The sequence below is a fragment of the Planococcus sp. BI3 genome, assembly GCF_056680115.1.
Genome location: NZ_CM155266.1, coordinates 433,364 through 458,366 on the forward strand (window position 1 = coordinate 433,364; position 25,003 = coordinate 458,366).

The window sequence follows — 25,003 nt, forward strand, 5'->3', positions numbered from 1 at the left end:
TCTATAGGGGGAACTGCTTTGAAGCAAAATTTAAAAGAATGGAAAACACCTTCGATCCTCCTCGGTTCTTTGGGGATCGCCAGTGTGGGGGATTTCATTTACCTGGTTGCGATTAACATCATGGTCTACCAGATGACCGGTTCGGCTGCCGCTGTGGCAGGCCTTTGGATAATCGGACCCTTGACCAATATCGTGACGAAGTTTTGGACCGGCAGTTTCATCGATTATCGAAGCAAGAAAAAAATCGTTTTGGCGACCCTGATTGCAAGATCGCTGTTTATCGCGTTGATTCCCCTGGCGCCGAATCTTGTAGCGGTGTACGCAATACTTGTCGTTCTCAGCGTCGCCAAATCCTTTTTCGGCCCAGCTTCAATGACCTATATCACCATGCTGGTCCCTCCGCAAAAGCGTAAGCGATTCAACTCGTTGCGATCGTTCACGTCTTCGGGAGCTTTTATCATCGGACCGGCTATAGGAGGCGCGCTTATCTTACTGAGCAATATCTCAGTGACGATGTGGCTTAACGCCGGATTCTTTCTGGTTGCTGCGCTGCTCTTGATCTTTTTGCCTGAAACGGAAAAAATTGATCAGGCGGATATTCCTGCTTTGACGCCTGCTCAAATCGCGAAAGACTTTACAGTGGTTTACGGTTTTATGGCAGACAGGAAATACGTTACGGCCATCTATCTGGGTTTTCTGGCTGTGATGCTCTTTTCTTTTGCGATGGATGTTCAGGAAGTTGTCTTTACCCAGCAAGTGATTGGCCTGACGGAAGTAGAATATACACTGCTGATCAGCATTACAGGTATCGGTTCAGTGAGCGGAGCCCTTTTGCTTTCGTTGTTTTCGAATAAAATCTCAATCCGATACATGATTGTCGTTGGATTGCTGATGATGACGGCAGGCTATGTCATCTATGCGTTTTCCTGGTCATTCGCCTCGGTTACAGTCGGCTTTGTCATACTCGGGTTCTTTAATGTCTTTTTGAATGCAGGCATCATGACCTTTTACCAAAACAATGTTCCCGTTGCTGTGATGGGCAGAGTGACGAGTATCTTTGGACTGGTCCAAAGTGTTTTTCAGATCTTCTTCATCCTAGTGATTGGATTATTGGCTGATTTTGTTTCACTTGAGCTGACGATCAGCTCACTTGCAGTGCTTATGTCAGTGACGGCTTTCTTGTACGCTGCAGCTGTACTGAACCCGAAGTATTCTTTGTGGTATGGGGAAGAGAGTGGCAACGAAGTAAAAGAAGAACGGGTTTAAACAGTAAATCTGTCTCTAATGTGGAATTGGCATGGGAAATTTAGGGGTTGCATGCATGGGTTGGACATTCACCTCGAACTAGAAAAGGGGAAATCATGAAAAAAATAACAAAAATCTTCATATTAATTTCATCGATATTGGTAACGTTCGTGTTTTTACTCTTTCTGGGGGGAAGTCTTCTTTTTCATAAAGCGATAGCAGAAGAAACAGATGCTGAATTCACCTATTTTCAATCTGTGAAAGCCATTTTAAACTTTAATGCTGATGGGAAGATTGAAAAGCAGATTAAAGATTCCTATTTAACTACGGATCATCATCACATTTCCATTTATTATGAAGACGAATTTGCCGAGCTATTGCCATTGACTAAAGAAACAATAGACTGGGCTATAAAAAGAAATAAAGAAATCTTTGGCGAAACGAAACCGAAATCCATGGACTTTATTGTCTTTGAAGAAACAAAGGATTTAACCGAATTCTCAGGTCTTGAGCAAGTGGGCGGATATTATACGGATCTGCAGAAAGTATTAGCGATTAGCTATCGCGATAAGGAACTTATCCTTAAAAGAGATGAAATGGCTTTATATAATTTTCAGCAAATGATTCTTCACGAATACACCCATTACGTGTTTTCCCGTAAAGGAGGAGATGCGGCATTATATCCCCATTGGTTCGGGGAGGGGCTAGCTGAATACATAGGAAATGATCAGCATGAAGTCCCATTTCCCCATTTTGAAAAAGTAGCATTTAAACAATTGGCTACTGTAGAACAATGGCAGGCAGCCCGATTTTCAGCAGCCACGGATGTTTATCTGCAAAGTTATTTTGCGGTTGAATACCTGACTGGTGAATTCGGTGAAAAAGTCATTTCTCAACTTATGGATTCAGTAGAAGAAACAAAAAACTTCGAAAAGAGTTTGGAGCAGGTTACGGGCTTAACGATCACGGAGTTGGAAAATAGTTTCTTGAAGGCTTATGAAAATTGACAGGAAATGAACCGGCTGCTTTGCATATTATCTAGAGGGCCAGCATTTGTCGGTATGTCCACAAAGAGCGGCTGTCGCTGAGTCAAGTATGCAGTGTTAAACTAACGAACAATCCCCGCCTGGCACACGTTAGTGTCCCAGGCGGGGATTGTTCGTTCAAAGAGACCTTCTTTACAAACTCGCAGAAAGTTCATGATTTGTATGATAGCGTCCTTTTGGAACTGCAAAAGGCGAGCCGGAGACCGGATCTTTGATCACGACGCAATCAAGACCGAAAATATCCTTGACCAACGGGCTGGTGATAACTTCTGAAGGCGCTCCTTCAACAATCATCTTGCCTTTTCGAAGACCAAAAATATAGTCGGCATAACGGGCGGACAGGTTGATGTCATGAAGAACCATGACAATCGTCGTTCCACGCTTTCGGTTCAGGTCCGTTAGCAGATCAAGAATTTCAATCTGATAAGTGATATCCAAAAAGGTTGTCGGTTCATCCAAAAACAAAATATCCGTTTGCTGCGCCAGTGCCATGGCAATCCAGACGCGCTGCCGTTGACCGCCGGACAGTTCATCGATGTTGCTGTTTGCCAATTCTGTGATATCCATGATCCGCATTGCTTCAGCGACCGCTTCGTAATCTTTTTTTGTCCAGCCGCTGAACAGGGATTGATGCGGAAACCTGCCGCGTCCAACTAAGTCGGCAACAGAAATACCTTCCGGCACAATTGGGGATTGCGGCAATAGCCCGAGAACCCGTGCCAATTGCTTTGGTGGTATCTTGCTGATGGGTTTGCCGTCAAGTGTGACTGTTCCGGATGTCGGTTTGATGAGCTTAGCCAAAGTCTTCAGAAGCGTAGACTTTCCACAGGCATTCGCCCCGATGATGACGCTGATTTTATTGCTCGGAATGGTAAGGCTGACACCTTGGATGACGGCTTTGTTGTCATAACCCGAAACGATATCTTCAGCTTGGAAAAGGTGTGTTTGTTTCATCATAACTCTCCTTTTTGATTCATGCGGATCAGCAGATAAATCAGATACGGTGCACCGAGAATACCCGTGATAATTCCTACAGGATATCTGGCCACAAAGGCGAATTGTCCGATCAAATCGGCCAGTAAAACTAAATTGACGCCGACAAGGCCAGCAGGGAGTGCACTTGAGAAGCTGGCTCCGACCAATCTTTTAGCAATCGGACCGGCAAGGAATGAAACAAAGGCTATTGGACCGGTAGTAGCGGTCGCAAGCGCAATCATGATGACGGAACTAAATATCAGTACGACTCTCGTTTTGTCGGTGCTGATCCCAAGAGAAGTAGCCGATTGCTCGCCAAGCTCCAATAGGCTCAGGTGTCTACCAAGAAGCAGAATGATCGGCGCAAATATGGCGACGGACAAGATCAAAGGCGGCAGTTCGCTCATTTGTGAACCGTTCAAGCTGCCGCTAAGCCATCTGAATGCTGCGGGAAGATCCTGTTCAGCCCCGATCAATAGCATGTAAGAAATCAATGCATTCAACATCGCCTGTATGCCAATGCCGATCAGGATCAGCCTTCCGATGGAGAACGACCTTCCTCTGGATAGGAAGTAAATCAGCATAATAGTTGCAAGGCCAGCAACTATAGAAGCGATGGAGACGATCGTCCCACTTGTGTGGAGGATAACGATGCAAAAAACAGCAGCGGCGCTCGAACCGGTCGTAATGCCGATGACATTCGGATTTGCCAGTGGGTTGCGCAGCATTGTTTGAAACGTGTGGCCAGCGATGCCGAAAGCAAACCCTGCGAATAGCCCAGCCAGCATTCGGGGCAAGCGGATAGTCGAAATGGCGAAGTATGCCCCTTGGATCTGTTCTCCGGAAAGGACCCGGATGACGTCCATCAATGGATAGATGGTATTGCCCATCCATAACATGGCCAGACAAAGAGCGACTGCCAATGCGGCCATGGAAAAGGTAACCAATAGCCAGCGGCGGTATCGCTGGCGCCTGCCTGTTTGGATAAATTCGATGGCTTCATTTCTCATAGAGACCGAACCTTCGATTTCATCGTCAGCAGGATTAGGATCGGAGCACCTATAAAGGCGGTGACAACCCCGACTTCAAGTTCGCCGGGACTGCCGATGATGCGTCCGCTGACATCGGAGAGTGTCAAAATGATGGCGCCTGCCACGGCCGACATCGGAATGACAAAACGCAGGTCCGGCCCTAAAATAAGCCGCATGACGTGAGTCGATAAGAGCCCGATAAAGCCGATCGGACCGGCAAGGGCGGTGGCGGCACCACATAAAAGAACCGCGCCAAGAGCCGCAACCAGCCTCAATACCCCTGTCCGGACACCAAGTCCGCTGGCAACCTCATCTCCTAAAGCCAAAGCGTTCAAAGCTGGGGCAGTAGAGATGGCAATGATGATACCGATGATCAAAAAGGGCAAAAACGTGGAAATGGAGCTCCAGTTTCCTGAGCCCACACTTCCAACTTGCCAAAATCTGAATTGGTCCATGACATGGGACCGGGGAATCATGATGGCCATCACCAATGAAGAAAGAGCTGCACTTGTTGCGGCTCCTGCCAGGACAAGTTTGAGCGGCGTAGCGCCGCTTCGCCCCATTGAGCCGATGCCAAATACAAAGAGGGCGGTCAGCGCCGCTCCAATTAAGGCCAGTACAATATATTCATTTGCCGTGCTGATATTCAGGAACGCAATTCCACAGACAACGAACAGGGAAGCGCCTGTATTTACGCCCAATATGCTGGGATCGGCAATCGGGTTGCGTGTGACGGCCTGCATAAGGGCGCCCGATACGCCGAGTGCTGCACCGCACATGAGGCTAAACACCGTACGGGAAATGCGCTTGCGGACGATATTTGCTTCATAGGAATTTACCTCTGCATGGAATAGGCCATCCATGACATGGGACACGCCGACAATTCGTGATCCGAATGCAAGAGATGCCACGGCACAAAGAGCAAGCAGCAGCAAAGAGATCAACAGCATTTTAGTGAAATGCTTTGGAACGTGGAGACGTGACTCTTTAATGCCTGAAAGGGCGGTGCTATTCATCTATTTTGCTGACGGCTCCGCCAATCAATTCAAGATACTCATCCAACGTATAAGCGATGGAAAGTGGATTTGGATTTCCAGAAGCAGCTAAAGGCGTATTGTCTCCAATAAATACTACAGACCCTCTCTTGATTGCCGGGATTTCGCCAAGCAATGGATCCGCTTTGACAGCTTCATACAGGCTCTCGTCACCGTAGCCAATCAGGACATCGGCGTCATTCAGGACGTCAGCATTTTCCGTGCTTAGTGATAGTGAATAGCTTGTCGGATCTGTAATCTGGTCGGTGATGCTTGCCGGATATTCCATGCCCAGCTCGATCAGAAAAGCACCGCGTGGATCAGCTGGTGTATAGAGGTGAAGTTTAGACATATCGTTTGCTGAGAAATTGACCCAGGCCACTGTTTTGCCTTTCAATTCGGGGTACTCATCAGCGCTGTCTTCAATCAGCTTTTCCGTATCTTCAATCAGTTGTTCGCCTTCTTCTTTCATGCCCATACCCGTTGAATTCAAGGTGATTTGGTCACGCCATGTCGTAGCCCATGGCGCATCTTCATATGCCACAACGGGCGCAATTTCAGTTAAAATATCGTAATCTTCCTGAGTGATGCCGGAATAGCCTGCTAAAATAACATCTGGATCTGAATCGGAAATGGCTTCAAAATCAAGGCCATCCGTATCCTGGAATATGTTTGGATCGGTTTCACCGAGTTCTTCCAGTTTTTCGGCTGTCCACGGCAAAAGTCCGCTGCCATCTTCGACACCGTAGTTCGCTGCAGAAAATCCTACCGGAACAGTGCCGAGTGCCAATGCAACATCATGATTTGCCCATTGGATGGTCGCAACACGTTCAGGCTTCTCTGTAATTTCCGTTTCGCCGAACGCATGCTCGATGACAACGGGGTATTCCGCAGCGGTATCTGAAGATCCAGCTGTTTCAGCTTCAGTTGATGAAGGGGTGTCCTGGCTTGAACAACCTGCTAAAACCATGGCTGCAAGTGTAGAAAGCAAAAAAGTCGGCAGTTTCTTTTTATGTATGATCGTCATGTTAAATTCATCCTTTTCATCGTTCGATTTTTTGTGGTGTTTTTACATTTATTTGCGGGCATGGTGACTAAAACGGTGCATGGATAATGCCTACGCTTTTCTGCATGAAATTATTTTTGAAACATAAAAGAAGTTTTGTAGTAGAATCAAGCGCTCCTCCTTAATTGATAATAATTATCATTCTCACTTAATATAATCTATAGTTCTTTTAGTCCGGTGTCAATAGACTTTTTGTGGTTATTTTCCTAAGTAGTGGAAAATTATACGGAAAGCTATGATTCAGAGTTGTCGCTCGTGTGATTTGTCAAACGGGTGTGCCCGCAAATCTGGTCTTTTTCTGTTTTTATAAGACGTCCAAAACCATGACAGTGCAAATTTTACTGGAGTAATGACTTTGCACAATCACTTGAGAAGCGACCAAAAAGTTGCATATAATAAAATGTATGGAGAATAAAGACGCGGTATTTAAAGCGCTCAACGGTTCGACGGTTAATGCTGGACGAATTATCCGAACGCAACGAAATGACTTTATACGAACTGACGATTCGTTTAATCGCCGAACACAATCTTGGCATTTCACGGCAGGCAATCGCTAAACATTTATCCTTGTTGGATGGAGCAGAGCTGGTGAAATCAACAAGAAAGGGGAAATGCCGGGTACTGACTTTTAATCAAGCGCCGTTAAAAAATTTGTTCGGGGATTGGCTTGAGTAAGTTGCGGAAGCGGAATCATTTGTTCAGGAGAAGGAGGCAAAACAGGAGGAACATTATAGTAACCAGTCTATTCGTCGAAGATCAGGACCAGACCTTGAAATTTTATTCGGAAAAACTCGGCTTTATCAAAAAGAACGATATCCCGATGGGGGCATTCAGGTGGATCACGTTTGTGTCTCCAGACAACCAACAAGGGACGGAGCTTGTCCTTGAACCGAATAATCATCCTGCAGCCAAAGAATACCAGCAGAAGATATTTGCGGAAGGCATTCCGGCGACAATGTTCGGAGTTCACGATGTGGAGAAAGAGTATGAGCGATTGCTGGGCAAATGTGTAAATTTCACTATAGAGCCGACAGAGTTAGGCAATATCGAAGTTGCTGTTTTAAATGAGTACGGAGCTGTCTTCTCAAGGGAGTTTCAAAGATCGTAAATATGTAATCTCGGAGAGTTTTTTGCCTGTGGACAGTATTTAGTTCAACTTGGACAGTAAAATCTATTAGATTAGATCTAATCTGATTCAGATTGCGCAAATGCTGTAATTGCAGGGGTATAAACAAAAACCCCCATCCTGTAGCTGAAGGGGGGGTTTTTGTCGTTTGTTAAACCGTTTTATCGAGTACGGCGTCAATATTTTTCCACTCGTACACCAATTCTTTTAAGAGATTTCCAGCTATATTAATCTCAACGGTTTTTATGAGTTCTGCACCAAAGTGTTCATAAAAATACCTGGTTTCATTCGCCTCTAGCACCTCCACAAAGATCCTCTCGTAATCCAGTTGCTTGAAATGCAGGAATAATTCGTTCAGCAGCATTTTTCCGATGCCCTGTCCCTGGTATTCTTCGAGCAGGTAAATGGAAGTCAAATCGCCTGAGCGTTCCACTAGGTTCGAGGCTCTTTTTGAAGCAGTGCCAAAACCGATGATTGTTCCTTCATCCGTTACTGCAACCACAATATAATCTTCTTTCACAGCAATATTATCCTTCCACAAATCTGTCCGTTTTCCGTAAGATAAACCCTTGAGAAATGCAGCAGGCATGATGCCCTCGTATGTAGTTTTCCAACTATCGACATGCACTTTGGCGATACCGGAAGCATCGCCATATTCAGCTTTTCTTATTCGCATTTGTCCACCCCATCCGCTGTGTGTAGTAGGATCTGCTTCATTTCAATGATCGTAACATATGGAAGGCATTTTTAATCTGATCAACGGTAAAATTTCTTGGCTGATTCCAACTCGGATATAGTGCTCTTTTCATCGGATAACTATTGAGTTGAAGCTGTCTGCCATCCATCGCCCAGAACAAAAATGCTGTAAAAGGAAGTTTAAAGGACGACTTTCTTTACGCAAAAGAGGAATAGCGATAAAATTAAGTAAACGCAGATACAATAGGTAGTGCACTAAAAAAAATAGCTGAAGCGGCCGAGTATTCCAGACAATGGTGCTGGCAATAACGCCCAAAAGAATAGACCATTCTTTTGGGCGTTATTTTATAGACGTAAGAGAGTTGGTATAGATCCAATAACTAAATGATTTCCATATGTTTTTAAAAAGAGGAGTGTTTAGCATGTCTCGTGAGCAGCATGTCGAAGAACTTATCTCCAAGTACATGGAAAAATTTCTGGAGGAGAATTTCGGGGAAAAACCTGAGCAGGTAAAAGTCATATTTCGCCATCCCTTCCTCTTGATTCATCTGACCGGCTTTTTATTGCCGACTGAGAAAATGTTTGTAGAAAAAGGGCAATGGATTAAAGTTTTGGAAATAAGGGATTTGCTGATGGATTCTGTAAAAGAGGAGTTATTGACAGGGCTGGAGGAATACAGCGACGGGAAATTGGATGATTTATACGCTGACTGGAATCTGCCCAAGAAGAGCGGCATGTTGATTGCGACCATGGAAAAGGACAGTCTGCAGGAAGAGTTTCTTTGGCCGCAGGAAGTCGACCAGGAAATCCTGCGGGAAATTATTCTGCTGGATAGTATGCGCACCCAAAGAATACCGGATAAAACGAATTTTTATTGGTTGAGTGATCAAGTTCTTTTGGTTGAACGCATCGGCATCCTCATCGATATCGAAAAACAGTTGGTTCAGAACGGGGCGGCCGAACATTTACGCTTGGCCAAACGGCCGCTGGAGCACCGGATCATTCAATTGTTCAACCTGGAAACCCTGCTGAATGGCCGAGTGACCGATCTCTTTGTGGATTGGAACTTTCAGAAGGAAATCAGTTATATGGTTATTTTGTTGGAAAAGCGGCATTCATAAAAATAGATATGTCAGTTGAAAACTAAAAAAAGCAGGCCAGCTTGAATTTCTCAAGTTGGCCTGCTTTTTATTCGGTGTTCCGTTTCTTGTTTCAGGAAACTTCAACAGGTTTACTGGTTTCTGTACCTTCTCCAATAGATGGGCTCTTCCATACATACGTTAAGGCGATTCCGATCCCCAATACGATGGTGGCGAAATAGAACGGGTAGTTCAAGTCAATGTCAAACAACATGCCGCCGATGATCGGACCAAAAATATTGCCGATGCTCGTGAACATGGAATTCATGCCTCCGGCAAATCCCTGCTCATTTCCGGCAATCCGCGACAGGTAAGTGGTGACGGCGGGACGCATCAGGTCAAAGCCGACAAATACCACCATCGTCACCAGCAAGATCGACCAATAGCTGTTGACGAGCGTCATGATGAATACCAGAATGGTGGACACCAGCAGGCTGTAGCGGATCAACCGGATTTCGCCGAGCCATTGAGTCAGCCGATTGAATAAGCCGACCTGGAAAATGACTCCGACGATGGCGCCGAGTGAGATGACAATGGCGATGTCCATCGCGGTAAACCCGAACTTATGGTCCACAAATAATGCAAACAGGGATTCAAAGGCAGCCAGTCCGAATGATGAAATAAGGATGACCATGAATGCAATGAAATACATCGGTGAAAAAATCTTTTTGAATCCGGATTTAGGGATTGGCTGATGCTTATCCTCCACTACATAGATCCGTTCCGGCTCTTTTAAAGTGATGAGCGACAGAATCGTCGCAAACAAGCCGAAGCCGGCCGCGAAGAAAAAGGGAAGCCGTGTGCTGATGTCAGCCAGGAAACCGCCGATTCCCGGTCCGATGATGAACCCTGTGGAGATGGCTGCGGACATATAGCCCAAAGCTTTCGGCCGCGTACTGCTGGTTGTGATGTCCGCGATATAAGCAGTGACAGCCGGCATGATGAAAGCAGCACTGACGCCTCCGAGAATCCGTGAAAGAAACAGGACTTCCACCGTTTCGCCGATGCCGAACAGGAATTCGGAAATACTGAAAATAAGCAGTCCGATGATGATCATCGGCTTGCGTCCAATGTTATCGACCCATCGTCCGGCGATAGGTGAGACAATGAGCTGAGCTAAAGCGAAAGCAGAGACCATGTAGCCGACCACCGTACCCGAAATGCCTAATTCGTTCATGATGGTTGGTGTGACTGGAATGACGAGGCCGATTCCTAAAAATGCGATAAACAGATTGAGCAACAAAGTGGAAAGAACTAATTTATTTGTTTTCATGCGATGGTCTCCTTAGAATGTTCGTGCCGGTTGGACAGAAAGTATTTGGTTAGAAAGAAAAAGGTTCGTAAGGAGGGAATAAGAGCAGTCGCTTCAGGAACTGCTGCGATGGTCAAGATCCCCGGTTTATTGGCTTAAGCCGCGCCAAAAGATTGGCCAAATTGCCTGGAGGCGCTTTTCATACCTGTCCACGCCGCTATAGACGAGTTCGGTCATCGTTCCTTCTGCAACAGTCAAATAGGCCAAAGCCGCATTTGAAAAATCAGCCGAATGCAAGGCTGTTTCCTGCCGCTGGCTTTCCCGAAGCAGGCGCGTTAAATGGCGATGCATGCTATCAAAAAAAGGATTGAATAATCCACTGACTTCTTGTTCCAGTTTGAGTGGCGGGAAATAAGCGACTCTCAGGATGAATTTCATCCGTTCGCTGTCCTGGCTTTCTTTGGCGAACCATTCAAAATAACCGTATAAAATCGACTCCATCGGCTTATTTTTCATGGCATTAAAATAAACAGCCAAATGAGCTTTTTGTGTCCGGAGCGAATACTGTAGCGCAGATAAGAATAAGTCGTCTTTTCCTTTGTAATGCGCATAGATCGATGGTTTCTTAATGCCCACCTCCTCGGCGATTTTGCTGAGGGAAGCCCCTTCGTAGCCTTCTTTTGCAAAATGGCTGACGGCAGTTTGAAGAATAAGATCAGCTTTCATCGTTTCACCTTCCTAACGGTCGTTAGGATATAATCTCACGCACCAATTTTTTTGTCAATCCTGTGTTCTTAAAAATTTTGCGTTCATCAAACAGATGTGTTCAGTCTTGACATGTGTCAAGGCATTTAGGCTGCCTAAGGGCTATGCTTGGGGAAGAGAGGTGAGTTTATGAGGAAATTTATGTTATTTCTATTGATTCTAGTCTTCCTTGCAGCTTGCGGCAAAGATTCTTCCGTAGCGACCATAGCAAATCCATCGCCGGACCAGGAATTGGCCTCCAGCAAAGCCGGCTTGTCGCTGCTTCTTGAAGAGCATAGCTTCGTGGGATCGCCTTCTGTTATCGCAACGACGATCAAGAATGACAGCATGCAGGATTTTGGTTTCGGGGAATACTTCTATATTGAATTAAAGCGAAAAAGCGGGTGGCATATCCTGACCCATTCTGACGCAGTATTCATAAATAATCCGCATTTAAATGACTTTGGCCATGTGTTGGCGGCGGGAGGGGAAACGAATATGGATTTTTCCATTGAGGAATTGGGAATTGAATTGGCTCCAGGCGAATACCGGATCGTCAAAACTTTTTTATCACAGGAAGAACCTTTTTTCGAAATCTCGATAGCGTCTCCTTTTGATGTGAAATAATCACAGCCATTAAAAAAACGTCTACCCAATGCCAGAGAAGGCAAGGGGGAGACGTTTTTTAATGGATTGAGCTTGGCAGGCAACAGGCTCCTTTAATAAAGGATAGGGCCTGTTCCTGCATTGCCGCCTTTTGTAATGTTAGTCGGGCGTAAATGTGTTTTTTCAGTATGCCGATAAAAGCTTGTGTCGATGGCGATTTTTAATTTCCAGATCATCCAAATGCCGAACAGCACCTGTAAGATGACCAGTGCCAAGTAAAGTGGATTTGCAAAGCTTTCAGTGATGATGAAGAAAAGAGAAAGCAGGACAGCCTGGGCGATAACGATTTTTCCAGCACGCAACACCACCGAGACGAAAAGGATCAAAATGCCGATGATCAAAAATGCACTATGTTCCTGCATCAGGGAAGTGAAGGAAAAATCTGTAGAAAGAGGAGAAATGAACTGAACTGCATTCATTTGATTTCTCCTCCTTCCTCGGACGGATCAACTAGAGACGGGGCCTGGTATTTTTCTTTCAGTTTCAGATGAGCTTCTGTATACTTCGGATCTACTGTCCCGCCGCTTAGTCCTTCGTCAATCATACGGTCTATTTCTTCAATGCAATCACAATCGATTGTTTGCTGCTTTTTCATGGGTGGTTCCTCCTCGTTTAATGTGGTTATAACTTAACATTGCCCGGCTTCATTCGTGGTGCCGGGGTTTATGATGGTTTGTTGGAATTGCTCCGCCAGTTTTTTGATGGATAGCAGCTCTTCATCCTCATCAGGCGCCAGGTCCACTTTGACCGAATGTTGGATGACTCGGGCGTTCTGCTTTTCAAACTCAACTTTCATCAAGTCAACTGCTGAACAAAATCCATCGTAGGCAGTGTCGCCTGAACCGAAAACTCCAACCACTTTACCGGTCAAATCGATGGTCCGCAGCGTGTCGCAAAATAGTTCTGTTTCAAATGGAAGGTCTCCATCATCATACGTATAGGTGCCGAATAGAATGCCGTCATACTGAAGCAGAAGCTGGGGATCCAGTCTACCCATTTCGATATTTTCCAGGCTTACTGCATAGAGCTCGGAATCCAGGTACTGCTCCAATAATTCAGCTATTTCTTCTGTATTTCCTGTTGAACTCGCATAAAGGATAAGCACATGTATCATAACGACCACTCCTGATTCTGACTTGCTTTCTAACGCTAGTTTATCGAAAAGCTCTAGGAAAAAAATTGACACACATCAAGTCTGGAGTGAAATCCGTTATTTTTTATCGAATGCGCTGCTGTTTTAAGAAGTTCGAAATTGATGGACAAATTAAAAACCGGCAAAAAGATTTGCATTTTTTGGCCGGTTTCCTTTTCTCAATCAATGGACCGGAAATATCAGGCAACGACTGGATAGCCAAGTTTCTCAATAACGGACTTCAATTCTTCCGGTGCTACCTGCTCTTCATCATAATTTACTTTTACTTTACTGGAATTGAATAGCACTTTCACTTCCTCCACGCCATCCATTTTCCCGACTTTTCCTTCAATTTTTTTGATGCATGAAGGACAAGTCAAGGGCTCCAATTGAAATTTAATTACAGTCATTTGAACTGCTCCTTTCTCTTTCTACTTCCAGTATAGATTCACCAGACAAACTGTTCATTGACCTGCATCAAGTCCCGGCAAACAACTAATCGGCAATCCATTGCCATGCAAAGCCTCACTGGAAGAATGGTAGGCCGCCTCCGAAATTCTTGGCACTAATAAGGAAGGAATAAATTCTTCTGATGATTCGGCAGTTACTTGATGGGGGTCAATTTATCAAAACGCCGCTCGATTTAGTATAGAAGTATAAAGAAAAACCTTATCCGCAAAAAGTTCAGTCAACACTTTACACATTCATGAAAGAGGAGTTGAAGAGAGATGTTTGCATTTATTCACAAGAACAAAAAAACTATTACATTTGGAGCTGGATTTTTACTGGTGCTTGCGTTGGTTTTAAACTTTACAGGCCAGTATGACTTGCGGCAGCTCGTATTGATTCTTGCCACGGTCATCGCAGGGATCCCAATTGCCATCAAGGCATTTCAGGCATTGATGATGAAAGCCTTCAGCATAGAAATGCTGGTCACCATCGCAGTCATCGGCGCCTTGTTTATCGGTGAATACGTGGAATCGGCAGTTGTAACATTCCTGTTCCTGTTCGGGGATTACCTGGAAGTGCGTACGCTCGAAAAAACCCGTTCTTCCCTGAAAGGGCTGGTGGATTTGGCGCCGCAAGAAGCAACCGTCATCCGTGGCGGCGTCACCCAAACTATACCGGTGGAAGACGTCGTCCCGGGCGACCGCGTGATGGTACGGACTGGTGGAAAAGTACCGGTCGATGGCAAAATCGTCACCGGACACGCTTCACTTAATGAAGCGGCTATCACAGGGGAATCAGTTCCTGCCTCCAAGAAACAAGGAGACAAAGTGTATGGCAGCACCGTCATCGATACGGGATACATCGAAATCATCGCTGAAAAGGTTGGCGATGATACGACATTCGCAAAAATCATCGAGTTGGTGGAAGAAGCGCAGGAATCGAAATCGAAGACCGAAAAATTCCTGAACAAGTTCGCGAATATTTATACACCTGCTGTCGTGGTCTTATCGATTGTGGTATACGCTTTGACAAGAGATCTCCATCTGGCTATTACATTCCTGGTCATTGCCTGTCCAGGTGCATTGATCATCGGTGCGCCGGTCTCCAGTGTAGCGGGCATCGGCAACGGTGCGAAAAATGGTGTTTTGGTCAAAGGCGGCGAAGTGATGGACCGCTTCTCGAAAGTCGACACATTGGTCTTTGATAAAACCGGCACATTGACAAAAGGCAAACCGGAAGTGACCGATATCAAAGTGTTCCATTCCTATGAAGAGCAGGAGTTGCTCCGGTTGGTGGCGCAGGCAGAAACAGTTTCTGAGCATCATCTGGGCCAAACCATCGTCAAAAGAGCGATAAGCCAAAATATTGCCCTCGATCAAGAGCCGGAACAAGTTGAAGTCATTAAAGGCAATGGCTTGGCGGCTAGTGTGGAAGGTCGGATTTTGGTGGTCGGGAACCGGAAACTGATGAAAGCGAAACAGATCAGCATCCCGGAAAAAGTAGAGGCCTATGCAGTAGAACGTGAAAAAGCAGGGAATACCGCCATATTTGCAGCTGTGGACGGGGCAGTGGCCGGCATCTTCTCGATCGCCGACCAAATCCGTGAAGACGCGGCACCTGCACTCGCTCAAATGAGAGCGAACGGCATCAAAAAAATCGTCATGCTGACTGGGGATAACCAGCATACGGCCGAACTGGTCGCTACAGCCCTAGGCCTGGATGAATTCCATGCCGAGCTGCTGCCGGAAGACAAAGTGGCTTACGTAAAACAATTGAAAGAGCAGGGCCATGTCGTCGCGATGGCAGGGGACGGCGTCAATGATGCCCCGGCGATCGCCACTGCAGACATCGGTCTTGCGATGGGCGAAGGCGGTACCGACATTTCAATGGAAACTGCGGATGTCGTGTTGATGGCTGATAAACTGATGCAATTCTCGCATGCTTACTCCTTGTCAAAAGCAACAATCCGCAATATGAAACAAAATACATTCTTTGCAGTCGGCATCGTGGCAGTCCTGCTGTCAGGTGTGCTGATGGGATCTATCCACTTGGCTTCCGGGATGTTCATCCATGAAGCCAGCGTCCTCATCGTCATCTTGAACGCCATGAGATTGATGGGCTTTAACCGCAAAGAAATGAAAGCTGGAAAACCTTTGGAACCGGCCCATGCTGGGGTTTAAAACACTGCCTCATCTTCAGGGAAACTTATGGGAACCTGATTTTGGGCATGAAAAAACCGACTGATTGGATTAAAATCAGTCGGTTTTTTGTATGCTTTCGCTTTCCTGGCTGGTCTGCAGCTTTCTCAGGGCGAAACTGGCAATAGGCTGAACCACTGGAAACTCGATCCAAAGGTGGTGGGAAAGTTGTACGGTCCCTTGCAGAAGAAGTTCAGGAAATCATCTTCCGCCCAGTAAATCGAACAATCCACCGGCGGCACTGCCTTCACCTTTCGAACGGCCGGCAGGATTTTGGGGAGCGGCCGCAAACACACGGCTGGCCAAGCGGCTGAACGGCATCGACTGAATCCAGACACTGCCGGGACCGCGCAATGTCGCAAAGAACAAACCTTCGCCGCCGAACAAGGCGGTTTTGATGCCTGGTACAGCCTCGATATTGTAATCGACGTCTCCGGTCATCGCGACCAGACAGCCGGTATCAACGCGCAGCACTTCACCTTTTTGGAGATTTTTGCGGTAGATGGTGCCTCCGGCGTGGACAAATGCCAGCCCGTCGCCTTCAAGCTTTTGCATGATGAAACCTTCACCGCCGAAAAAACCGGCCCCCAGTTTTCGCTGGAATTCAATGCCGATGGAAACCCCTTTTGCCGCAGCCAAGAAGGCATCTTTTTGGCAGATGATTTTGCCGTTCAGCATGCTCAAGTCCATCGGAATGATCTTGCCGGGATAAGGGGCTGCAAAAGACACATGGCGTTTGCCGGTTCCGTTATTGGTGAAAGCCGTCATGAATAAGCTTTCCCCGGTGATGATCCGTTTTCCGGCCCCCATGAGTTTGCCCATCAAGCCGCTGCCTCCCGAACTTTTCGAACCATCGCCGAAAATCGTTTCCATGGAGATGCCGTCTTCCATCATCATCAATGCGCCAGCTTCTGCGATGACGGTTTCGGAAGGATCCAGCTCCACTTCCACAAACTGCATATCGTCCCCATGCAGCTTAAAATCGATTTCATGATTATTCATCTTTTATTCCTCCTTGGTTAAGGGTATGTTTATAACATACAATGGATACGTCTAAAGAGCTGGAAAGTTTCATTAATTTCGGAAATGCAAATAATAAAACGGAATGGAGATGGACACGATGAATGCAGAGGATTGGATCACCCATCTGGATATGGCTGCACATCCGGAAGGCGGATACTTTAAGCAATCGTTCGTTTCGCCTGAAAAGGTCAACCTGGCTGCGCACCCGGCTGAAAGGAATTTGTACACCAGCATCTATTTTCTGTTGAGGTCACAGGATATTTCACATTTTCACCGTCTGAAATCCGATGAGCTTTGGTATTTTCACGCGGGCCATGCGGTTACAGTGCATATCCTGGATGCTGAAGGGCATTACCGGGCCGAAAAATTGGGGCTTGATATAGCCGCCGGGGAACGGCCGCAGGTGCTGGTGGAAAGAGGCAGTATTTTCGGTTCGACAGTCGAGGCCGAGGAAGCATTTTCTTTGGTGGGCTGCATGGTTTCGCCGGGATTTGATTTTGCTGATTTCGAATTATTGCTGCAGGGGGAACTGCTCGATCTCTATCCTGGACAAGAGCCGATTATCAAGAAGCTGGCCTATGAAAAAATGCCCGGCACTCTATCGGATCGATAGGATAAATGCTAGACTTGGGGAAGACAAAGCTAAAGGGTGAGGGAGAACTATGGGGAGTTTTTTATTGATATTGATTATTGCTGTGGCGATTTTTGTAGGAATCGCATCCAAGAAATATTATGACCGGCCGTATATTGTGAATTTTGGCATTGCGTTGATGATGGCTTTACTGGTCATCCAAACCTTCCAGATGACGCCAATCGGCGGACTCGGCTATGCTGCGATCATTCTCTGTTCGATTGCATTTGTGTTTCAGTTGGTCATTGGGATAAAAAGCTTGAAAACTTCATCCTGATCAACACGAAAAAGGCTTCTGATCATTTAGATCAGAAGCCTTTCAGACTGTAGACAAAGTTTGACCAAAATCTATAGCGGTGCATAATCCTCAAACGGTCCGCCACTTCGCTTTCCGTGGGCTCAGGCTTCAGCCTCCTGGGGTCTTCAGCTTTCACTGATTTCACAGGAGTCTCCGTGGCCAGCCCGCTCGGGAGGGTGTTGCTTCGATCAAAGAGAGAAGCTTGCTAGTCAACTTCAGGAACTGTAGTCCCTACAAATCTGGTAAATCCTTCACTCAAGGATCCGGAGCGCAAGGCGGCGACTCCTGCGGGAACAGCGAAGTGCCGAAATCCACTCGGGCGCTAGTCCGAGTTAGTTCGGCGCAAGCCCGCGGAAAGCGTCCGCCTGGAGCGCAGGATCCGGTATAAACAGGATAAAATGTGGATTCATTCTTTAAATGACATCAATATTCTTTTGCCATTTTGATGGATCTACAAACTATTGAGCGCGTCTTCGATTTGGTCTTCGCCGGAAATAATTTCAAAAGTCTTGTTATAGACATGCTCATTCGCTAGTGAATGCAGCAGCACACGGGCTACATCTTCCCGTGGGATTTCTCCGGAATCCAGATTTTCTGTCGCCAGAATCTTGCCGGTTCCGGGATCGTTCGTCAACAGGCCCGGACGGATGATGGTGTAGACCAATCCACTGGCGCGCAGTATATTATCGGCGTGGTGTTTGGCTACATAATAATGGGCCATATCTTCTTTCCACATGTTGCGCTTGTCGGCGTTGATGGCACTAATCATAAGAAAGCGTTCAGTACCGGTTTGTTCTGCTGCTTCGATCGTTTTGGCGGCGCCGTCCAAATCTATCAGCAAGGTTTTATCTGCACCGGTTCCGCCGCCACTGCCTGCTGCGAATACAACTGCGTCGCAGCCTTCCATGGCATCCGCAATCTCTTCTACACTGCCTTCAAGGCTGGTCAATACCGATTCTACGCCCAGACTGTTGAAAAAACTGATTTGCTCTTCTTTGCGGATCATTGCTTTCGGTATGTGCTCTTCGCTGTCTGCCAGCATTTTTACAAAATGCCTTCCGATTTGTCCATTTGCTCCGACTACCAATACTTTCATCCTGATCAGCCCCTCTGCGGTTTTCGTTTCGCTCTTCCCTAATATACCCTGCAAGAGCCACTTCAAGCAAAGTGGGCCTCTGTTTAATTCTGAAAAATGCCAATATGTAGAAAAAGGGACTTTATTCTCAAGTTAAGTTTAGTATAATAGAAACAACAAACTGATTTTACTGCAACTGATTTTAGGAGGAACATTATGAACCCGATGACAGATACAAAGATGATGGAATTAAAGAGAACAGCTCCGATAAGAGAAACACCGCCTGACTTTTCGCAATTTAAAGGGAAAAGGTTGGACAAGGAACCAAGCCGATTTATGGAATTGATGGGTCATGCGGTATGGTTCTGTTCGGGTACTGCTATCTTAATGGCGATGATATTTTCCTTATTTTATTTTGTTTAACTCATAAAGGGGGACTATTGGATGATTCGATATCCTGGAAAAACCTTGAATACGATTGGAATTACAGCGCCATCTTCAGGAGTAGGGAAAGAGCAGCATAATCTCCTGGAGCAGGCGATTGCCCGCCAACAGCAGAACGGCTTCCGGATTGAAACGGGAGAAACTGCCTGGACGCAGCAGTTGGCCAAATCGGCACCTGCAAAAAAGCGTGCGGATGAATTCATGGACATGATGAATAATCCGGAAATCGATTTCATTTTCCCACCCTGGGGCGGAGAACTGCTGATTGAAACACTGGAATATTTGGATTTCACCAAAATGCAGCCAAAATGGGTACTGGGGTATTCAGACCTTAGTGTGCTGTTATTGGCGATTACCTTGAAAACGGGAATAGCCACAGCCCACGGGACCAACATCGTGGATCTGCGCGGCGAAAAAAGCGACGAAACAACAGGGCAGTGGCTATCGGTTCTGAAAACCAAAGCCGGAGGGACCGTTGCGCAAAGTTCTTCTTCGCATTTTCAGAAAGAATGGAATCATTCAGCTCCATCTCCGGTGGTTTTTCATTTGACGGAACCTACCAGGTGGAAGACTGTTTCAGGAACCGGCGAAACATTCTCAGGCCGCCTGCTGGGTGGCTGCATTGATGTGATCCGCCACTTGGTCGGAACACCATATGGGGAAGTTCAGGCTTTTCGGGATACGCATATTCCGGGTGAACAGGTTGTTTGGTACCTGGAGAATTGCGAAATGTCCGTCGTGGATTTGAAACGGTCACTGACAGGGATGAAATATGCGGGATGGTTTGAAAATTGTGCCGGCATTCTTTTTGGGCGAAGTGCGGCGAATGAGCCGGTCGAGGGTTACACCGTCGAAAAGATGTATCAGGAGCTGTCAGAAGATCTTGGATTGCCGATTGCCTTTGATATCGACTTGGGCCATGTGCCCCCGCAGATCATCTTTGTCAACGGAGCGTACGCGGAAATTCAAGTCGCTGACGGCAAGGGCACCGTCACTCAGGAGTTTAGATGAAAAGGATGTCTGCTTATGGAGATTCGGAAATTGGACATAAGGGATGCACAGGCTTATTATGATTTGCGCATCGAAGCTTTGAAGGACAGCCCGGATTCTTTCGCAACGAGACTGGAAGATGCAGTCAGAAGGCCGGTTGAAAAAACAGCGGAGAATTTGGCTTTAGAGAATGCTGTCACATTCGGTGCTTTTGCGGCCGGTGCTTTATGCGGAAATGTAACGCTGGTGCGCAATTCGGCAGCTAAGCTCAATCACCGGGCATCAGTAGTGGCTGTTTATGTGGCGCCTGCTGAGCGGGGAAAAGGGATTGCCTGGCGGTTGATGCAGGAGCTCCTGCGCTTTGCCGGGAACTGGCATGGGCTGGAACGCTTGGATTTGACGGTCGCCAGTGAAAACCTGCCGGCAATCGCTCTATATGAAGGGCTGGGCTTTGAAAAATATGGAACTGAAATCCGGTCGATGAAAACACCGGAAAAATACATCGACGAAAATCTTATGGTGAAATTCATTTAACAGCATATTCTAAACTGAAAAAGAAAAGGACCTTGGTCAAAACGACCATCACCAACCGGGAATTCAAGGAGTTTGCTGGACTCGGTTATCCGTCGCTCGCATCGAAATTTTTAGCGGGCACAAAAATGTTCCATCAAGGCAGTTTGAAGGGGCGCCATCCCCTCGTGCCGGCAGCATTTTCGCTCGCGGACAGTATTGTACCGAGTTTGGACCGTATTCTATCCAACTTGGACAGTAAGATCAATTAATGGAATAAAACAATTCTTCTTTTCAAATAAAATTCAAAAAAGCTTCCCATAATCTCCTGAAAGCAGCTGGCACCGGCAAGCTATTTTCAGGGAATACTGCATGCAAAGCAAAAACCGCTGGAGAAAAATCAATCCTTTTTCTCCAGCGGTTTTATGTTGGGAACTTAAGAGACAGCCCCATTTGCTATTCATTCAGTTTATAGAGTTTGTCGTCACCTTCTGCGGGGGTGCCCCGGCCATCTGTGTTATTGCTGATGAAATAAAGGGAATCACCATCTGAATACACATCACGGACGCGGCCAAAGCCTTCAATCGAGTCCAATACTTCAGCGGTTTGGGGATCCAACACCTTAATGGACGTTCCCCGAAGAGCAGCTACATAGAGGGAACCGTCGTGCATGTCAATTCCGCTCGGTGCCCATGTGACGTCAGAGCCGGTAGTGAAAAATGGTGATTCCATCCCTTCTTCGGACTCATCGCCTTCGATGGTCGGCCAGCCGTAATTATTGCCTTCTTCGATGATGTTGATTTCATCATTAGCCGATTGGCCATGTTCAGAGGCATACAGCGTTTCTTCATCCCAGGTGAGGCCTTGCGGATTACGGTGGCCATGCGAATAGATTTCAAATTCATCGGAGGGGTTCAGCTTTAGGATTTTGCCGTTGACAGAGCCCAGATCCTGGGCAAGCTCGGGAGTGGAAGCATCCCCAATGGTCGCAAAGAGGGTTCCATCCGGATCCAATTCCAGCCGGCCGCCGTGGTGCACATTGCCTGTTGGGATTCCTTCCAGCAGCACGCTATTTTCCCGCCACTGGCCCCCTTCCAAAAGCAGCGTGACAATTTTGTTGTAATCATCACCATCGCGTTCATAGACATAATATCCATAAGCTTCTTGGCTTTCTTCAAAGTCTTCCTTCAAAACGAACCCTAGGAAACCTGCCTCTGCAGCACCGGAAAGAGCATCGGAAAAGTTGACTTCCTGCCGGGTCATGGTACCATCTTCAGCTATATGGGCAACACTGCCAGGCCGTTCCGAAATATAAAATTCATCACCCGTCTTGTTGATTGCCCATGGAGCTTCAAGATCTGTGGCCACCGCTTCAAAAGGTGCTGTCGCTTCATCCGGATTGGGTGCGGCGTTGTTGCAGCCTGCCAGCAGCAATAAGGAAAGAGAGGGGACTAGTATTTTTCTCACGAAAAAACCTCCTTTTTTTCCATCTTAATGGAATTGTTCGGCAATAGGAACCCATATACTAAGGGAGGTGATTTCATGCCATTAATGAAAGACGTAAAAGGTCAGGAAGAAATCCGCAAAAAAAAGAATCTCATCCGTGTCGTTACTTGGGTCATCGTAGCCATTGTCTTGGTGCTGGTCTGGTATTTCACCAAGTAAAGAGAAAAATGCATAAAAAAAACCATAACCAGCTCGAATTGTTCGAGGTTGTTTATGGTCTGCAGCCATTTTAGGATGGCTTTTTTTTCGTCTGGATAATCTCAGCTATCACTATCCCCAATGTGACGCCAATCAGCACATTAATAATCAATGGGTTCAAAAATTCGTCACGGAAAATTGTCGCAACAGTCAAAAGGTAAAAGGCCACCTGTGTGATTTTGGCGATTGGCGGTATGGCATCTTTCGGGTAGCGCAGGCGCGCCAGCTGGAAAACAAGAAACGCCAGCAGCAATACCAGGTAATGCGGCCATGCCATGCTGGCAACGACGTTGTTGACCACCACAAAAACCAGCAGTGGAATAAAGTAAAACAAAACCGATTTCACGATTGGAGCCTCTTTTCCACTTATTTTTTCATATTATCCTGCTGTTTGCGTGTCACCAGCAAATATAGGTTATAGACGGAGAAAATTACTGCAACGGTTACAATAACCACTGAAACCACCGGATAAACAGAGGCTCCATTTTGCATGATTTCAACGATGCGCGTATAGACGATCCACGGTCCGATGACCAGGATGAAAATGTCGAGTGCCGTACCAAGTTTAGTTCTCATAAGCTTCCTCCAATGAAATATAATAACTTAATCTTATCAGACTTTCGCTGCAGCGTATGCATAGAAACCAAAACAGCCGCCCATAAAATGTGGGACGGCTGCCAAAGCTTGGACAAATTATTTATGGGCGCGAAGTTCAGTCCTGGCCAAGGCATCCGCCGCCCGGTTCTGGAAGTCAGGAATCCATTTGATAAAGCAGAAATCGAATTGATCGCCGATTTCCAGCGCCTTTGCCAGAAAAGGTTTATACTTTGGATTTTTAACGGATCTTTTCTCAAAAGCATTCACGGTGACCTGTGAATCCGACTTGACCGACACCATGCCTGACGACAATTCTTTCGCAAGCTCCAGCCCTTTCACCAGCGCGAAGAATTCCGCTGTATGATTATCCATTTCCCCCACATATTCACTCCAGTGGATCAAATGGCCTTCCCCCCGTATAAAAACGCCGACTGCACTCACTTGAGGAGTTCCTGCAGACGCTGCATCCACAAACACTTCCAACATAGGATCACCTACTTTTCATCAATGGGTTTGATCCATTTCGCCAGATAGCCGAAAGGCGTATCCATAATGGAGACAATGAATTTCAGCACATAGGTCGAAATGAATATTTGAAGCCACACATCGAACGGGAAAACGCCCCAAAAAGCGATAGAGGTAAAAATTAAGGTATCCAGCAGCTGGCTCAGCAGAGTAGAACCGTTGTTGCGGATCCAGAATTGGCTGTCTTTCGGGAACATTTTGCGAAGCGCTCCGAAGATGATGACATCCAAGTGTTGGCTTGCAAGATAGGCCACCATGCTGCCGATGGCGATCTGCGGAATCAGTCCGAAAATCGTTTCCAAAGAGCCTTGGGCAAAATCACTGTCAGCGGGGATGAACTTGATTCCGAACTGCATGACCAAAACCATGACCAGCAGGGAAGAAAAGCCGAGCCAAACTGCTTTTTTCGCCTCTTTTTTGCCGTATTTTTCATTCAAGATATCTGTGGCCAGAAAAGTTGACGCATACAGGCTATTGCCCAATGTGGCCGTCAAGCCGATAATTTCTATGGTCTTTGTGACCTGGATATTCGCCAGTATCGTGGAAATGGCCACCCAGGCAAACAAGCCGGTCTTTCCAAAAAACTTATACATGATCAATAACAGTACAAAATTGAACAAGGCAAAGCCGAGTCCCCAAAATTCATTAAACAAAAAAACTTCCTCCTTAGTTTTGGTGAAGCGGGAATTTGCGAACCGCTTAGTACCGTGAAAATGTCCTCAGTCAGTATAACTATTGTTGGAATAAAAAACAAATGCGTAGTAGAATAAGGAAATGACGATTTGCTATGAGGTGACAAAGTGAAAAAAGTCTCTATCATCAATGAAATAGACGAAATGCTGACGGCATACTGTGAAGGTTGCTTTGTGCGGGCCCAACTTCGCAAAGATGAAGGGAAAACCGCCGCCCACAGATTCTGCATTAGCAGCTGTACAGTTGGAACCCAATTGCAATTTTTGGGAAATGAACTCAATAAAGTTGGAACTGGTGATAATCAATAAAATCTGTTTTTCTTGTGCATGATAAAAAGCAGGAACGGAAATTCCGTCCCTGCTTTTTTCTATTGGTTTATTCCGAATCGATTTGGATAACATTGGCAGCCTGTGGTCCGCGGTTGCCATCAATAATATCGAACGACACGGTTTTGCCTTCAGCTAATGTCTTAAATCCATCACCTTGGATGCCTGTAAAATGAACAAATACATCATCACCATCATTATACTCAATAAATCCGTAACCTTTTTCTGAGTTAAACCACTTTACTGTTCCCTGGTGCATGCGAGTTCCCCCTATTATTGAGTATGCCATGGACCTCAAGGCGCCATGTCATGGATGGCTATACTATACATGATGCCCATCAAAACGTCAATAATCGTTGGGAATACAGGCATTCTGATGGCATTTCA

At 46.3% G+C, this 25,003-nt stretch carries 33 protein-coding genes and 1 pseudogene; 15 read left to right on the forward strand and 19 right to left on the reverse strand.

Features of this window, described 5'->3' with window-relative positions:
• The first annotated feature begins 18 nt into the window (after positions 1–18).
• Both AC1MEO_RS02195 and AC1MEO_RS02200 read left to right on the forward strand, forming a co-directional pair.
• Entirely contained in the window at positions 19–1,266 is a 1,248-nt protein-coding gene (locus tag AC1MEO_RS02195) for an MFS transporter (protein ID WP_480334001.1), read from the forward strand.
• Positions 1,267–1,361: 95 nt separating this feature from the next.
• Positions 1,362–2,252, forward strand: coding sequence for a peptidase MA family metallohydrolase (locus tag AC1MEO_RS02200; RefSeq protein ID WP_480334003.1), 891 nt, complete (start codon positions 1,362–1,364; stop codon positions 2,250–2,252).
• Between the two features lie 171 nt (positions 2,253–2,423).
• Here the strand turns inward: AC1MEO_RS02200 and AC1MEO_RS02205 are convergent, their stop codons facing one another.
• Genes AC1MEO_RS02205 through AC1MEO_RS02220 form a run of 4 tightly spaced genes read right to left on the reverse strand, consistent with a single transcriptional unit; the run spans position 2,424 to position 6,358 of the window.
• Positions 2,424–3,245, reverse strand: coding sequence for an ABC transporter ATP-binding protein (locus AC1MEO_RS02205; RefSeq protein ID WP_480334004.1), 822 nt, complete (start codon positions 3,243–3,245; stop codon positions 2,424–2,426).
• Entirely contained in the window at positions 3,245–4,276 is a 1,032-nt protein-coding gene (locus AC1MEO_RS02210; protein WP_480334005.1) for a FecCD family ABC transporter permease, read from the reverse strand. The genes AC1MEO_RS02205 and AC1MEO_RS02210 overlap by 1 nt, the downstream gene beginning before the upstream one ends.
• Positions 4,273–5,313 carry a FecCD family ABC transporter permease gene (locus AC1MEO_RS02215; RefSeq protein ID WP_480334006.1) on the reverse strand — a complete coding sequence of 347 codons (1,041 nt, stop codon included), beginning with the start codon at positions 5,311–5,313 and terminating at the stop codon, positions 4,273–4,275. The genes AC1MEO_RS02210 and AC1MEO_RS02215 overlap by 4 nt, the downstream gene beginning before the upstream one ends.
• The gene (locus AC1MEO_RS02220; RefSeq protein WP_480334007.1) at positions 5,306–6,358 is read right to left on the reverse strand and encodes an iron-siderophore ABC transporter substrate-binding protein; all 1,053 of its coding nucleotides are present in this window, start codon (positions 6,356–6,358) and stop codon (positions 5,306–5,308) included. The genes AC1MEO_RS02215 and AC1MEO_RS02220 overlap by 8 nt, the downstream gene beginning before the upstream one ends.
• 443 nt (positions 6,359–6,801) lie before the next feature.
• Here AC1MEO_RS02220 and AC1MEO_RS02225 point away from each other — a divergent pair.
• Both AC1MEO_RS02225 and AC1MEO_RS02230 read left to right on the forward strand, forming a co-directional pair.
• Positions 6,802–7,072: pseudogene (locus tag AC1MEO_RS02225) on the forward strand (ArsR/SmtB family transcription factor).
• 52 nt (positions 7,073–7,124) lie between these two features.
• Positions 7,125–7,505, forward strand: coding sequence for a VOC family protein (locus tag AC1MEO_RS02230; protein ID WP_480336006.1), 381 nt, complete (start codon positions 7,125–7,127; stop codon positions 7,503–7,505).
• A 169-nt stretch (positions 7,506–7,674) separates the two neighbouring features.
• Here AC1MEO_RS02230 and AC1MEO_RS02235 read toward each other — a convergent pair whose 3' ends face one another.
• Positions 7,675–8,199 carry an N-acetyltransferase family protein gene (locus AC1MEO_RS02235; protein WP_480334009.1) on the reverse strand — a complete coding sequence of 175 codons (525 nt, stop codon included), beginning with the start codon at positions 8,197–8,199 and terminating at the stop codon, positions 7,675–7,677.
• 442 nt (positions 8,200–8,641) lie between these two features.
• Here AC1MEO_RS02235 and AC1MEO_RS02240 point away from each other — a divergent pair, with 442 nt between their 5' ends.
• The gene (locus tag AC1MEO_RS02240) at positions 8,642–9,340 is read left to right on the forward strand and encodes a Na-translocating system protein MpsC family protein (protein WP_480334011.1); all 699 of its coding nucleotides are present in this window, start codon (positions 8,642–8,644) and stop codon (positions 9,338–9,340) included.
• Positions 9,341–9,431: 91 nt separating this feature from the next.
• On the opposite strand, the gene AC1MEO_RS02245 is transcribed toward AC1MEO_RS02240, so the two are convergent.
• Positions 9,432–10,631 (reverse strand): MFS transporter, encoded by a 1,200-nt coding sequence (locus tag AC1MEO_RS02245; protein ID WP_480334013.1) that lies wholly within the window; start codon positions 10,629–10,631, stop codon positions 9,432–9,434.
• A 126-nt stretch (positions 10,632–10,757) separates the two neighbouring features.
• Positions 10,758–11,336 carry a TetR/AcrR family transcriptional regulator gene (locus tag AC1MEO_RS02250; protein WP_480334014.1) on the reverse strand — a complete coding sequence of 193 codons (579 nt, stop codon included), beginning with the start codon at positions 11,334–11,336 and terminating at the stop codon, positions 10,758–10,760.
• A 168-nt stretch (positions 11,337–11,504) separates the two neighbouring features.
• Between AC1MEO_RS02250 and AC1MEO_RS02255 the strand changes: the two genes are divergently transcribed.
• The gene (locus AC1MEO_RS02255; protein WP_480334015.1) at positions 11,505–11,981 is read left to right on the forward strand and encodes an immunoglobulin-like domain-containing protein; all 477 of its coding nucleotides are present in this window, start codon (positions 11,505–11,507) and stop codon (positions 11,979–11,981) included.
• Between the two features lie 92 nt (positions 11,982–12,073).
• On the opposite strand, the gene AC1MEO_RS02260 is transcribed toward AC1MEO_RS02255, so the two are convergent.
• The 4 genes from AC1MEO_RS02260 to AC1MEO_RS02275 form a co-directional block, all read right to left on the reverse strand.
• Positions 12,074–12,439, reverse strand: a complete 366-nt coding sequence (locus AC1MEO_RS02260) for a hypothetical protein (protein WP_480334017.1) — start codon at positions 12,437–12,439, stop codon at positions 12,074–12,076.
• The gene (locus AC1MEO_RS02265) at positions 12,436–12,615 is read right to left on the reverse strand and encodes a hypothetical protein (RefSeq protein WP_480334018.1); all 180 of its coding nucleotides are present in this window, start codon (positions 12,613–12,615) and stop codon (positions 12,436–12,438) included. Before AC1MEO_RS02265 ends, AC1MEO_RS02260 begins: the two co-directional genes overlap by 4 nt.
• A 33-nt stretch (positions 12,616–12,648) precedes the next feature.
• Positions 12,649–13,134, reverse strand: coding sequence for a flavodoxin domain-containing protein (locus tag AC1MEO_RS02270; RefSeq protein WP_480334019.1), 486 nt, complete (start codon positions 13,132–13,134; stop codon positions 12,649–12,651).
• A 218-nt stretch (positions 13,135–13,352) separates the two neighbouring features.
• A complete protein-coding gene (locus AC1MEO_RS02275) occupies positions 13,353–13,562 on the reverse strand; it encodes a heavy-metal-associated domain-containing protein (RefSeq protein ID WP_480334020.1) in 210 nt (69 codons plus the stop codon).
• Between the two features lie 318 nt (positions 13,563–13,880).
• Between AC1MEO_RS02275 and AC1MEO_RS02280 the strand changes: the two genes are divergently transcribed.
• On the forward strand, positions 13,881–15,782 hold the full coding sequence (locus AC1MEO_RS02280; protein WP_480334022.1) for a heavy metal translocating P-type ATPase: 1,902 nt from the start codon (positions 13,881–13,883) through the stop codon (positions 15,780–15,782).
• Positions 15,783–16,001: 219 nt separating this feature from the next.
• On the opposite strand, the gene AC1MEO_RS02285 is transcribed toward AC1MEO_RS02280, so the two are convergent.
• Positions 16,002–16,802 carry a TIGR00266 family protein gene (locus AC1MEO_RS02285; RefSeq protein WP_480334023.1) on the reverse strand — a complete coding sequence of 267 codons (801 nt, stop codon included), beginning with the start codon at positions 16,800–16,802 and terminating at the stop codon, positions 16,002–16,004.
• A gap of 118 nt (positions 16,803–16,920) precedes the next feature.
• Here AC1MEO_RS02285 and AC1MEO_RS02290 point away from each other — a divergent pair, with 118 nt between their 5' ends.
• Both AC1MEO_RS02290 and AC1MEO_RS02295 read left to right on the forward strand, forming a co-directional pair.
• Positions 16,921–17,436 carry a cupin domain-containing protein gene (locus AC1MEO_RS02290; RefSeq protein ID WP_480334025.1) on the forward strand — a complete coding sequence of 172 codons (516 nt, stop codon included), beginning with the start codon at positions 16,921–16,923 and terminating at the stop codon, positions 17,434–17,436.
• Between the two features lie 49 nt (positions 17,437–17,485).
• Positions 17,486–17,731, forward strand: a complete 246-nt coding sequence (locus AC1MEO_RS02295) for a hypothetical protein (RefSeq protein ID WP_480334027.1) — start codon at positions 17,486–17,488, stop codon at positions 17,729–17,731.
• 472 nt (positions 17,732–18,203) lie between these two features.
• On the opposite strand, the gene AC1MEO_RS02300 is transcribed toward AC1MEO_RS02295, so the two are convergent.
• Positions 18,204–18,848: an SDR family oxidoreductase gene (locus AC1MEO_RS02300; RefSeq protein ID WP_480334028.1), complete on the reverse strand. Its 645-nt coding sequence runs from the start codon at positions 18,846–18,848 to the stop codon at positions 18,204–18,206.
• 195 nt (positions 18,849–19,043) lie between these two features.
• On the opposite strand from AC1MEO_RS02300, the gene AC1MEO_RS02305 reads away from it, so the two are divergent.
• From AC1MEO_RS02305 to AC1MEO_RS02320, 4 genes are read left to right on the forward strand one after another with little or no spacing between them, the layout of a single operon-like run.
• Positions 19,044–19,250, forward strand: coding sequence for a hypothetical protein (locus tag AC1MEO_RS02305; RefSeq protein ID WP_480334029.1), 207 nt, complete (start codon positions 19,044–19,046; stop codon positions 19,248–19,250).
• Positions 19,251–19,271: 21 nt separating this feature from the next.
• On the forward strand, positions 19,272–20,282 hold the full coding sequence (locus tag AC1MEO_RS02310; protein WP_480334030.1) for a S66 family peptidase: 1,011 nt from the start codon (positions 19,272–19,274) through the stop codon (positions 20,280–20,282).
• Between the two features lie 15 nt (positions 20,283–20,297).
• A complete protein-coding gene (locus AC1MEO_RS02315; RefSeq protein WP_480334032.1) occupies positions 20,298–20,795 on the forward strand; it encodes a GNAT family N-acetyltransferase in 498 nt (165 codons plus the stop codon).
• 32 nt (positions 20,796–20,827) lie between these two features.
• Entirely contained in the window at positions 20,828–21,043 is a 216-nt protein-coding gene (locus tag AC1MEO_RS02320) for a hypothetical protein (protein ID WP_480334033.1), read from the forward strand.
• Positions 21,044–21,227: 184 nt separating this feature from the next.
• Here the strand turns inward: AC1MEO_RS02320 and AC1MEO_RS02325 are convergent, their stop codons facing one another.
• Positions 21,228–22,238 carry a PQQ-dependent sugar dehydrogenase gene (locus AC1MEO_RS02325; protein WP_480334034.1) on the reverse strand — a complete coding sequence of 337 codons (1,011 nt, stop codon included), beginning with the start codon at positions 22,236–22,238 and terminating at the stop codon, positions 21,228–21,230.
• A 75-nt stretch (positions 22,239–22,313) separates the two neighbouring features.
• On the opposite strand from AC1MEO_RS02325, the gene AC1MEO_RS02330 reads away from it, so the two are divergent.
• Positions 22,314–22,436: a hypothetical protein gene (locus AC1MEO_RS02330; RefSeq protein WP_480334036.1), complete on the forward strand. Its 123-nt coding sequence runs from the start codon at positions 22,314–22,316 to the stop codon at positions 22,434–22,436.
• A gap of 70 nt (positions 22,437–22,506) precedes the next feature.
• On the opposite strand, the gene AC1MEO_RS02335 is transcribed toward AC1MEO_RS02330, so the two are convergent.
• The 4 genes from AC1MEO_RS02335 to AC1MEO_RS02350 form a co-directional block, all read right to left on the reverse strand.
• The gene (locus tag AC1MEO_RS02335) at positions 22,507–22,821 is read right to left on the reverse strand and encodes a hypothetical protein (protein ID WP_480334037.1); all 315 of its coding nucleotides are present in this window, start codon (positions 22,819–22,821) and stop codon (positions 22,507–22,509) included.
• A gap of 20 nt (positions 22,822–22,841) precedes the next feature.
• Positions 22,842–23,051, reverse strand: coding sequence for a hypothetical protein (locus AC1MEO_RS02340; RefSeq protein ID WP_480334039.1), 210 nt, complete (start codon positions 23,049–23,051; stop codon positions 22,842–22,844).
• Between the two features lie 117 nt (positions 23,052–23,168).
• Positions 23,169–23,558: a ribonuclease HI family protein gene (locus AC1MEO_RS02345; protein WP_480334040.1), complete on the reverse strand. Its 390-nt coding sequence runs from the start codon at positions 23,556–23,558 to the stop codon at positions 23,169–23,171.
• Positions 23,559–23,566: 8 nt separating this feature from the next.
• A complete protein-coding gene (locus tag AC1MEO_RS02350; RefSeq protein WP_480334042.1) occupies positions 23,567–24,250 on the reverse strand; it encodes a queuosine precursor transporter in 684 nt (227 codons plus the stop codon).
• A 147-nt stretch (positions 24,251–24,397) separates the two neighbouring features.
• Between AC1MEO_RS02350 and AC1MEO_RS02355 the strand changes: the two genes are divergently transcribed.
• A complete protein-coding gene (locus AC1MEO_RS02355; protein ID WP_480334043.1) occupies positions 24,398–24,598 on the forward strand; it encodes a zinc-finger domain-containing protein in 201 nt (66 codons plus the stop codon).
• A gap of 67 nt (positions 24,599–24,665) precedes the next feature.
• On the opposite strand, the gene AC1MEO_RS02360 is transcribed toward AC1MEO_RS02355, so the two are convergent.
• Positions 24,666–24,875, reverse strand: coding sequence for a cold-shock protein (locus AC1MEO_RS02360; RefSeq protein ID WP_142826362.1), 210 nt, complete (start codon positions 24,873–24,875; stop codon positions 24,666–24,668).
• Positions 24,876–25,003 lie beyond the last annotated feature (128 nt).

Bases quoted from the DNA above. Each gene is read 5' to 3' on its own strand.
- AC1MEO_RS02255 (WP_480334015.1), top strand. From the start codon at position 11,505: ATGAGGAAATTTATGTTATTTCTATTGATTCTAGTCTTCCTTGCAGCT.
- AC1MEO_RS02205 (WP_480334004.1), bottom strand. From the start codon at position 3,245: ATGAAACAAACACACCTTTTCCAAGCTGAAGATATCGTTTCGGGTTAT.
- AC1MEO_RS02305 (WP_480334029.1), top strand. From the start codon at position 19,044: ATGAACCCGATGACAGATACAAAGATGATGGAATTAAAGAGAACAGCT.
- AC1MEO_RS02235 (WP_480334009.1), bottom strand. From the start codon at position 8,199: ATGCGAATAAGAAAAGCTGAATATGGCGATGCTTCCGGTATCGCCAAA.
- AC1MEO_RS02250 (WP_480334014.1), bottom strand. From the start codon at position 11,336: ATGAAAGCTGATCTTATTCTTCAAACTGCCGTCAGCCATTTTGCAAAA.
- AC1MEO_RS02220 (WP_480334007.1), bottom strand. From the start codon at position 6,358: ATGACGATCATACATAAAAAGAAACTGCCGACTTTTTTGCTTTCTACA.
- AC1MEO_RS02245 (WP_480334013.1), bottom strand. From the start codon at position 10,631: ATGAAAACAAATAAATTAGTTCTTTCCACTTTGTTGCTCAATCTGTTT.
- AC1MEO_RS02295 (WP_480334027.1), top strand. From the start codon at position 17,486: ATGGGGAGTTTTTTATTGATATTGATTATTGCTGTGGCGATTTTTGTA.
- AC1MEO_RS02315 (WP_480334032.1), top strand. From the start codon at position 20,298: ATGGAGATTCGGAAATTGGACATAAGGGATGCACAGGCTTATTATGAT.
- AC1MEO_RS02260 (WP_480334017.1), bottom strand. From the start codon at position 12,439: ATGAATGCAGTTCAGTTCATTTCTCCTCTTTCTACAGATTTTTCCTTC.
- AC1MEO_RS02280 (WP_480334022.1), top strand. From the start codon at position 13,881: ATGTTTGCATTTATTCACAAGAACAAAAAAACTATTACATTTGGAGCT.
- AC1MEO_RS02285 (WP_480334023.1), bottom strand. From the start codon at position 16,802: ATGAATAATCATGAAATCGATTTTAAGCTGCATGGGGACGATATGCAG.
- AC1MEO_RS02200 (WP_480334003.1), top strand. From the start codon at position 1,362: ATGAAAAAAATAACAAAAATCTTCATATTAATTTCATCGATATTGGTA.
- AC1MEO_RS02240 (WP_480334011.1), top strand. From the start codon at position 8,642: ATGTCTCGTGAGCAGCATGTCGAAGAACTTATCTCCAAGTACATGGAA.
- AC1MEO_RS02275 (WP_480334020.1), bottom strand. From the start codon at position 13,562: ATGACTGTAATTAAATTTCAATTGGAGCCCTTGACTTGTCCTTCATGC.
- AC1MEO_RS02310 (WP_480334030.1), top strand. From the start codon at position 19,272: ATGATTCGATATCCTGGAAAAACCTTGAATACGATTGGAATTACAGCG.
- AC1MEO_RS02300 (WP_480334028.1), bottom strand. From the start codon at position 18,848: ATGAAAGTATTGGTAGTCGGAGCAAATGGACAAATCGGAAGGCATTTT.
- AC1MEO_RS02215 (WP_480334006.1), bottom strand. From the start codon at position 5,313: ATGAATAGCACCGCCCTTTCAGGCATTAAAGAGTCACGTCTCCACGTT.
- AC1MEO_RS02345 (WP_480334040.1), bottom strand. From the start codon at position 23,558: ATGTTGGAAGTGTTTGTGGATGCAGCGTCTGCAGGAACTCCTCAAGTG.
- AC1MEO_RS02290 (WP_480334025.1), top strand. From the start codon at position 16,921: ATGAATGCAGAGGATTGGATCACCCATCTGGATATGGCTGCACATCCG.
- AC1MEO_RS02270 (WP_480334019.1), bottom strand. From the start codon at position 13,134: ATGATACATGTGCTTATCCTTTATGCGAGTTCAACAGGAAATACAGAA.
- AC1MEO_RS02360 (WP_142826362.1), bottom strand. From the start codon at position 24,875: ATGCACCAGGGAACAGTAAAGTGGTTTAACTCAGAAAAAGGTTACGGA.
- AC1MEO_RS02340 (WP_480334039.1), bottom strand. From the start codon at position 23,051: ATGAGAACTAAACTTGGTACGGCACTCGACATTTTCATCCTGGTCATC.
- AC1MEO_RS02330 (WP_480334036.1), top strand. From the start codon at position 22,314: ATGCCATTAATGAAAGACGTAAAAGGTCAGGAAGAAATCCGCAAAAAA.
- AC1MEO_RS02210 (WP_480334005.1), bottom strand. From the start codon at position 4,276: ATGAGAAATGAAGCCATCGAATTTATCCAAACAGGCAGGCGCCAGCGA.
- AC1MEO_RS02265 (WP_480334018.1), bottom strand. From the start codon at position 12,615: ATGAAAAAGCAGCAAACAATCGATTGTGATTGCATTGAAGAAATAGAC.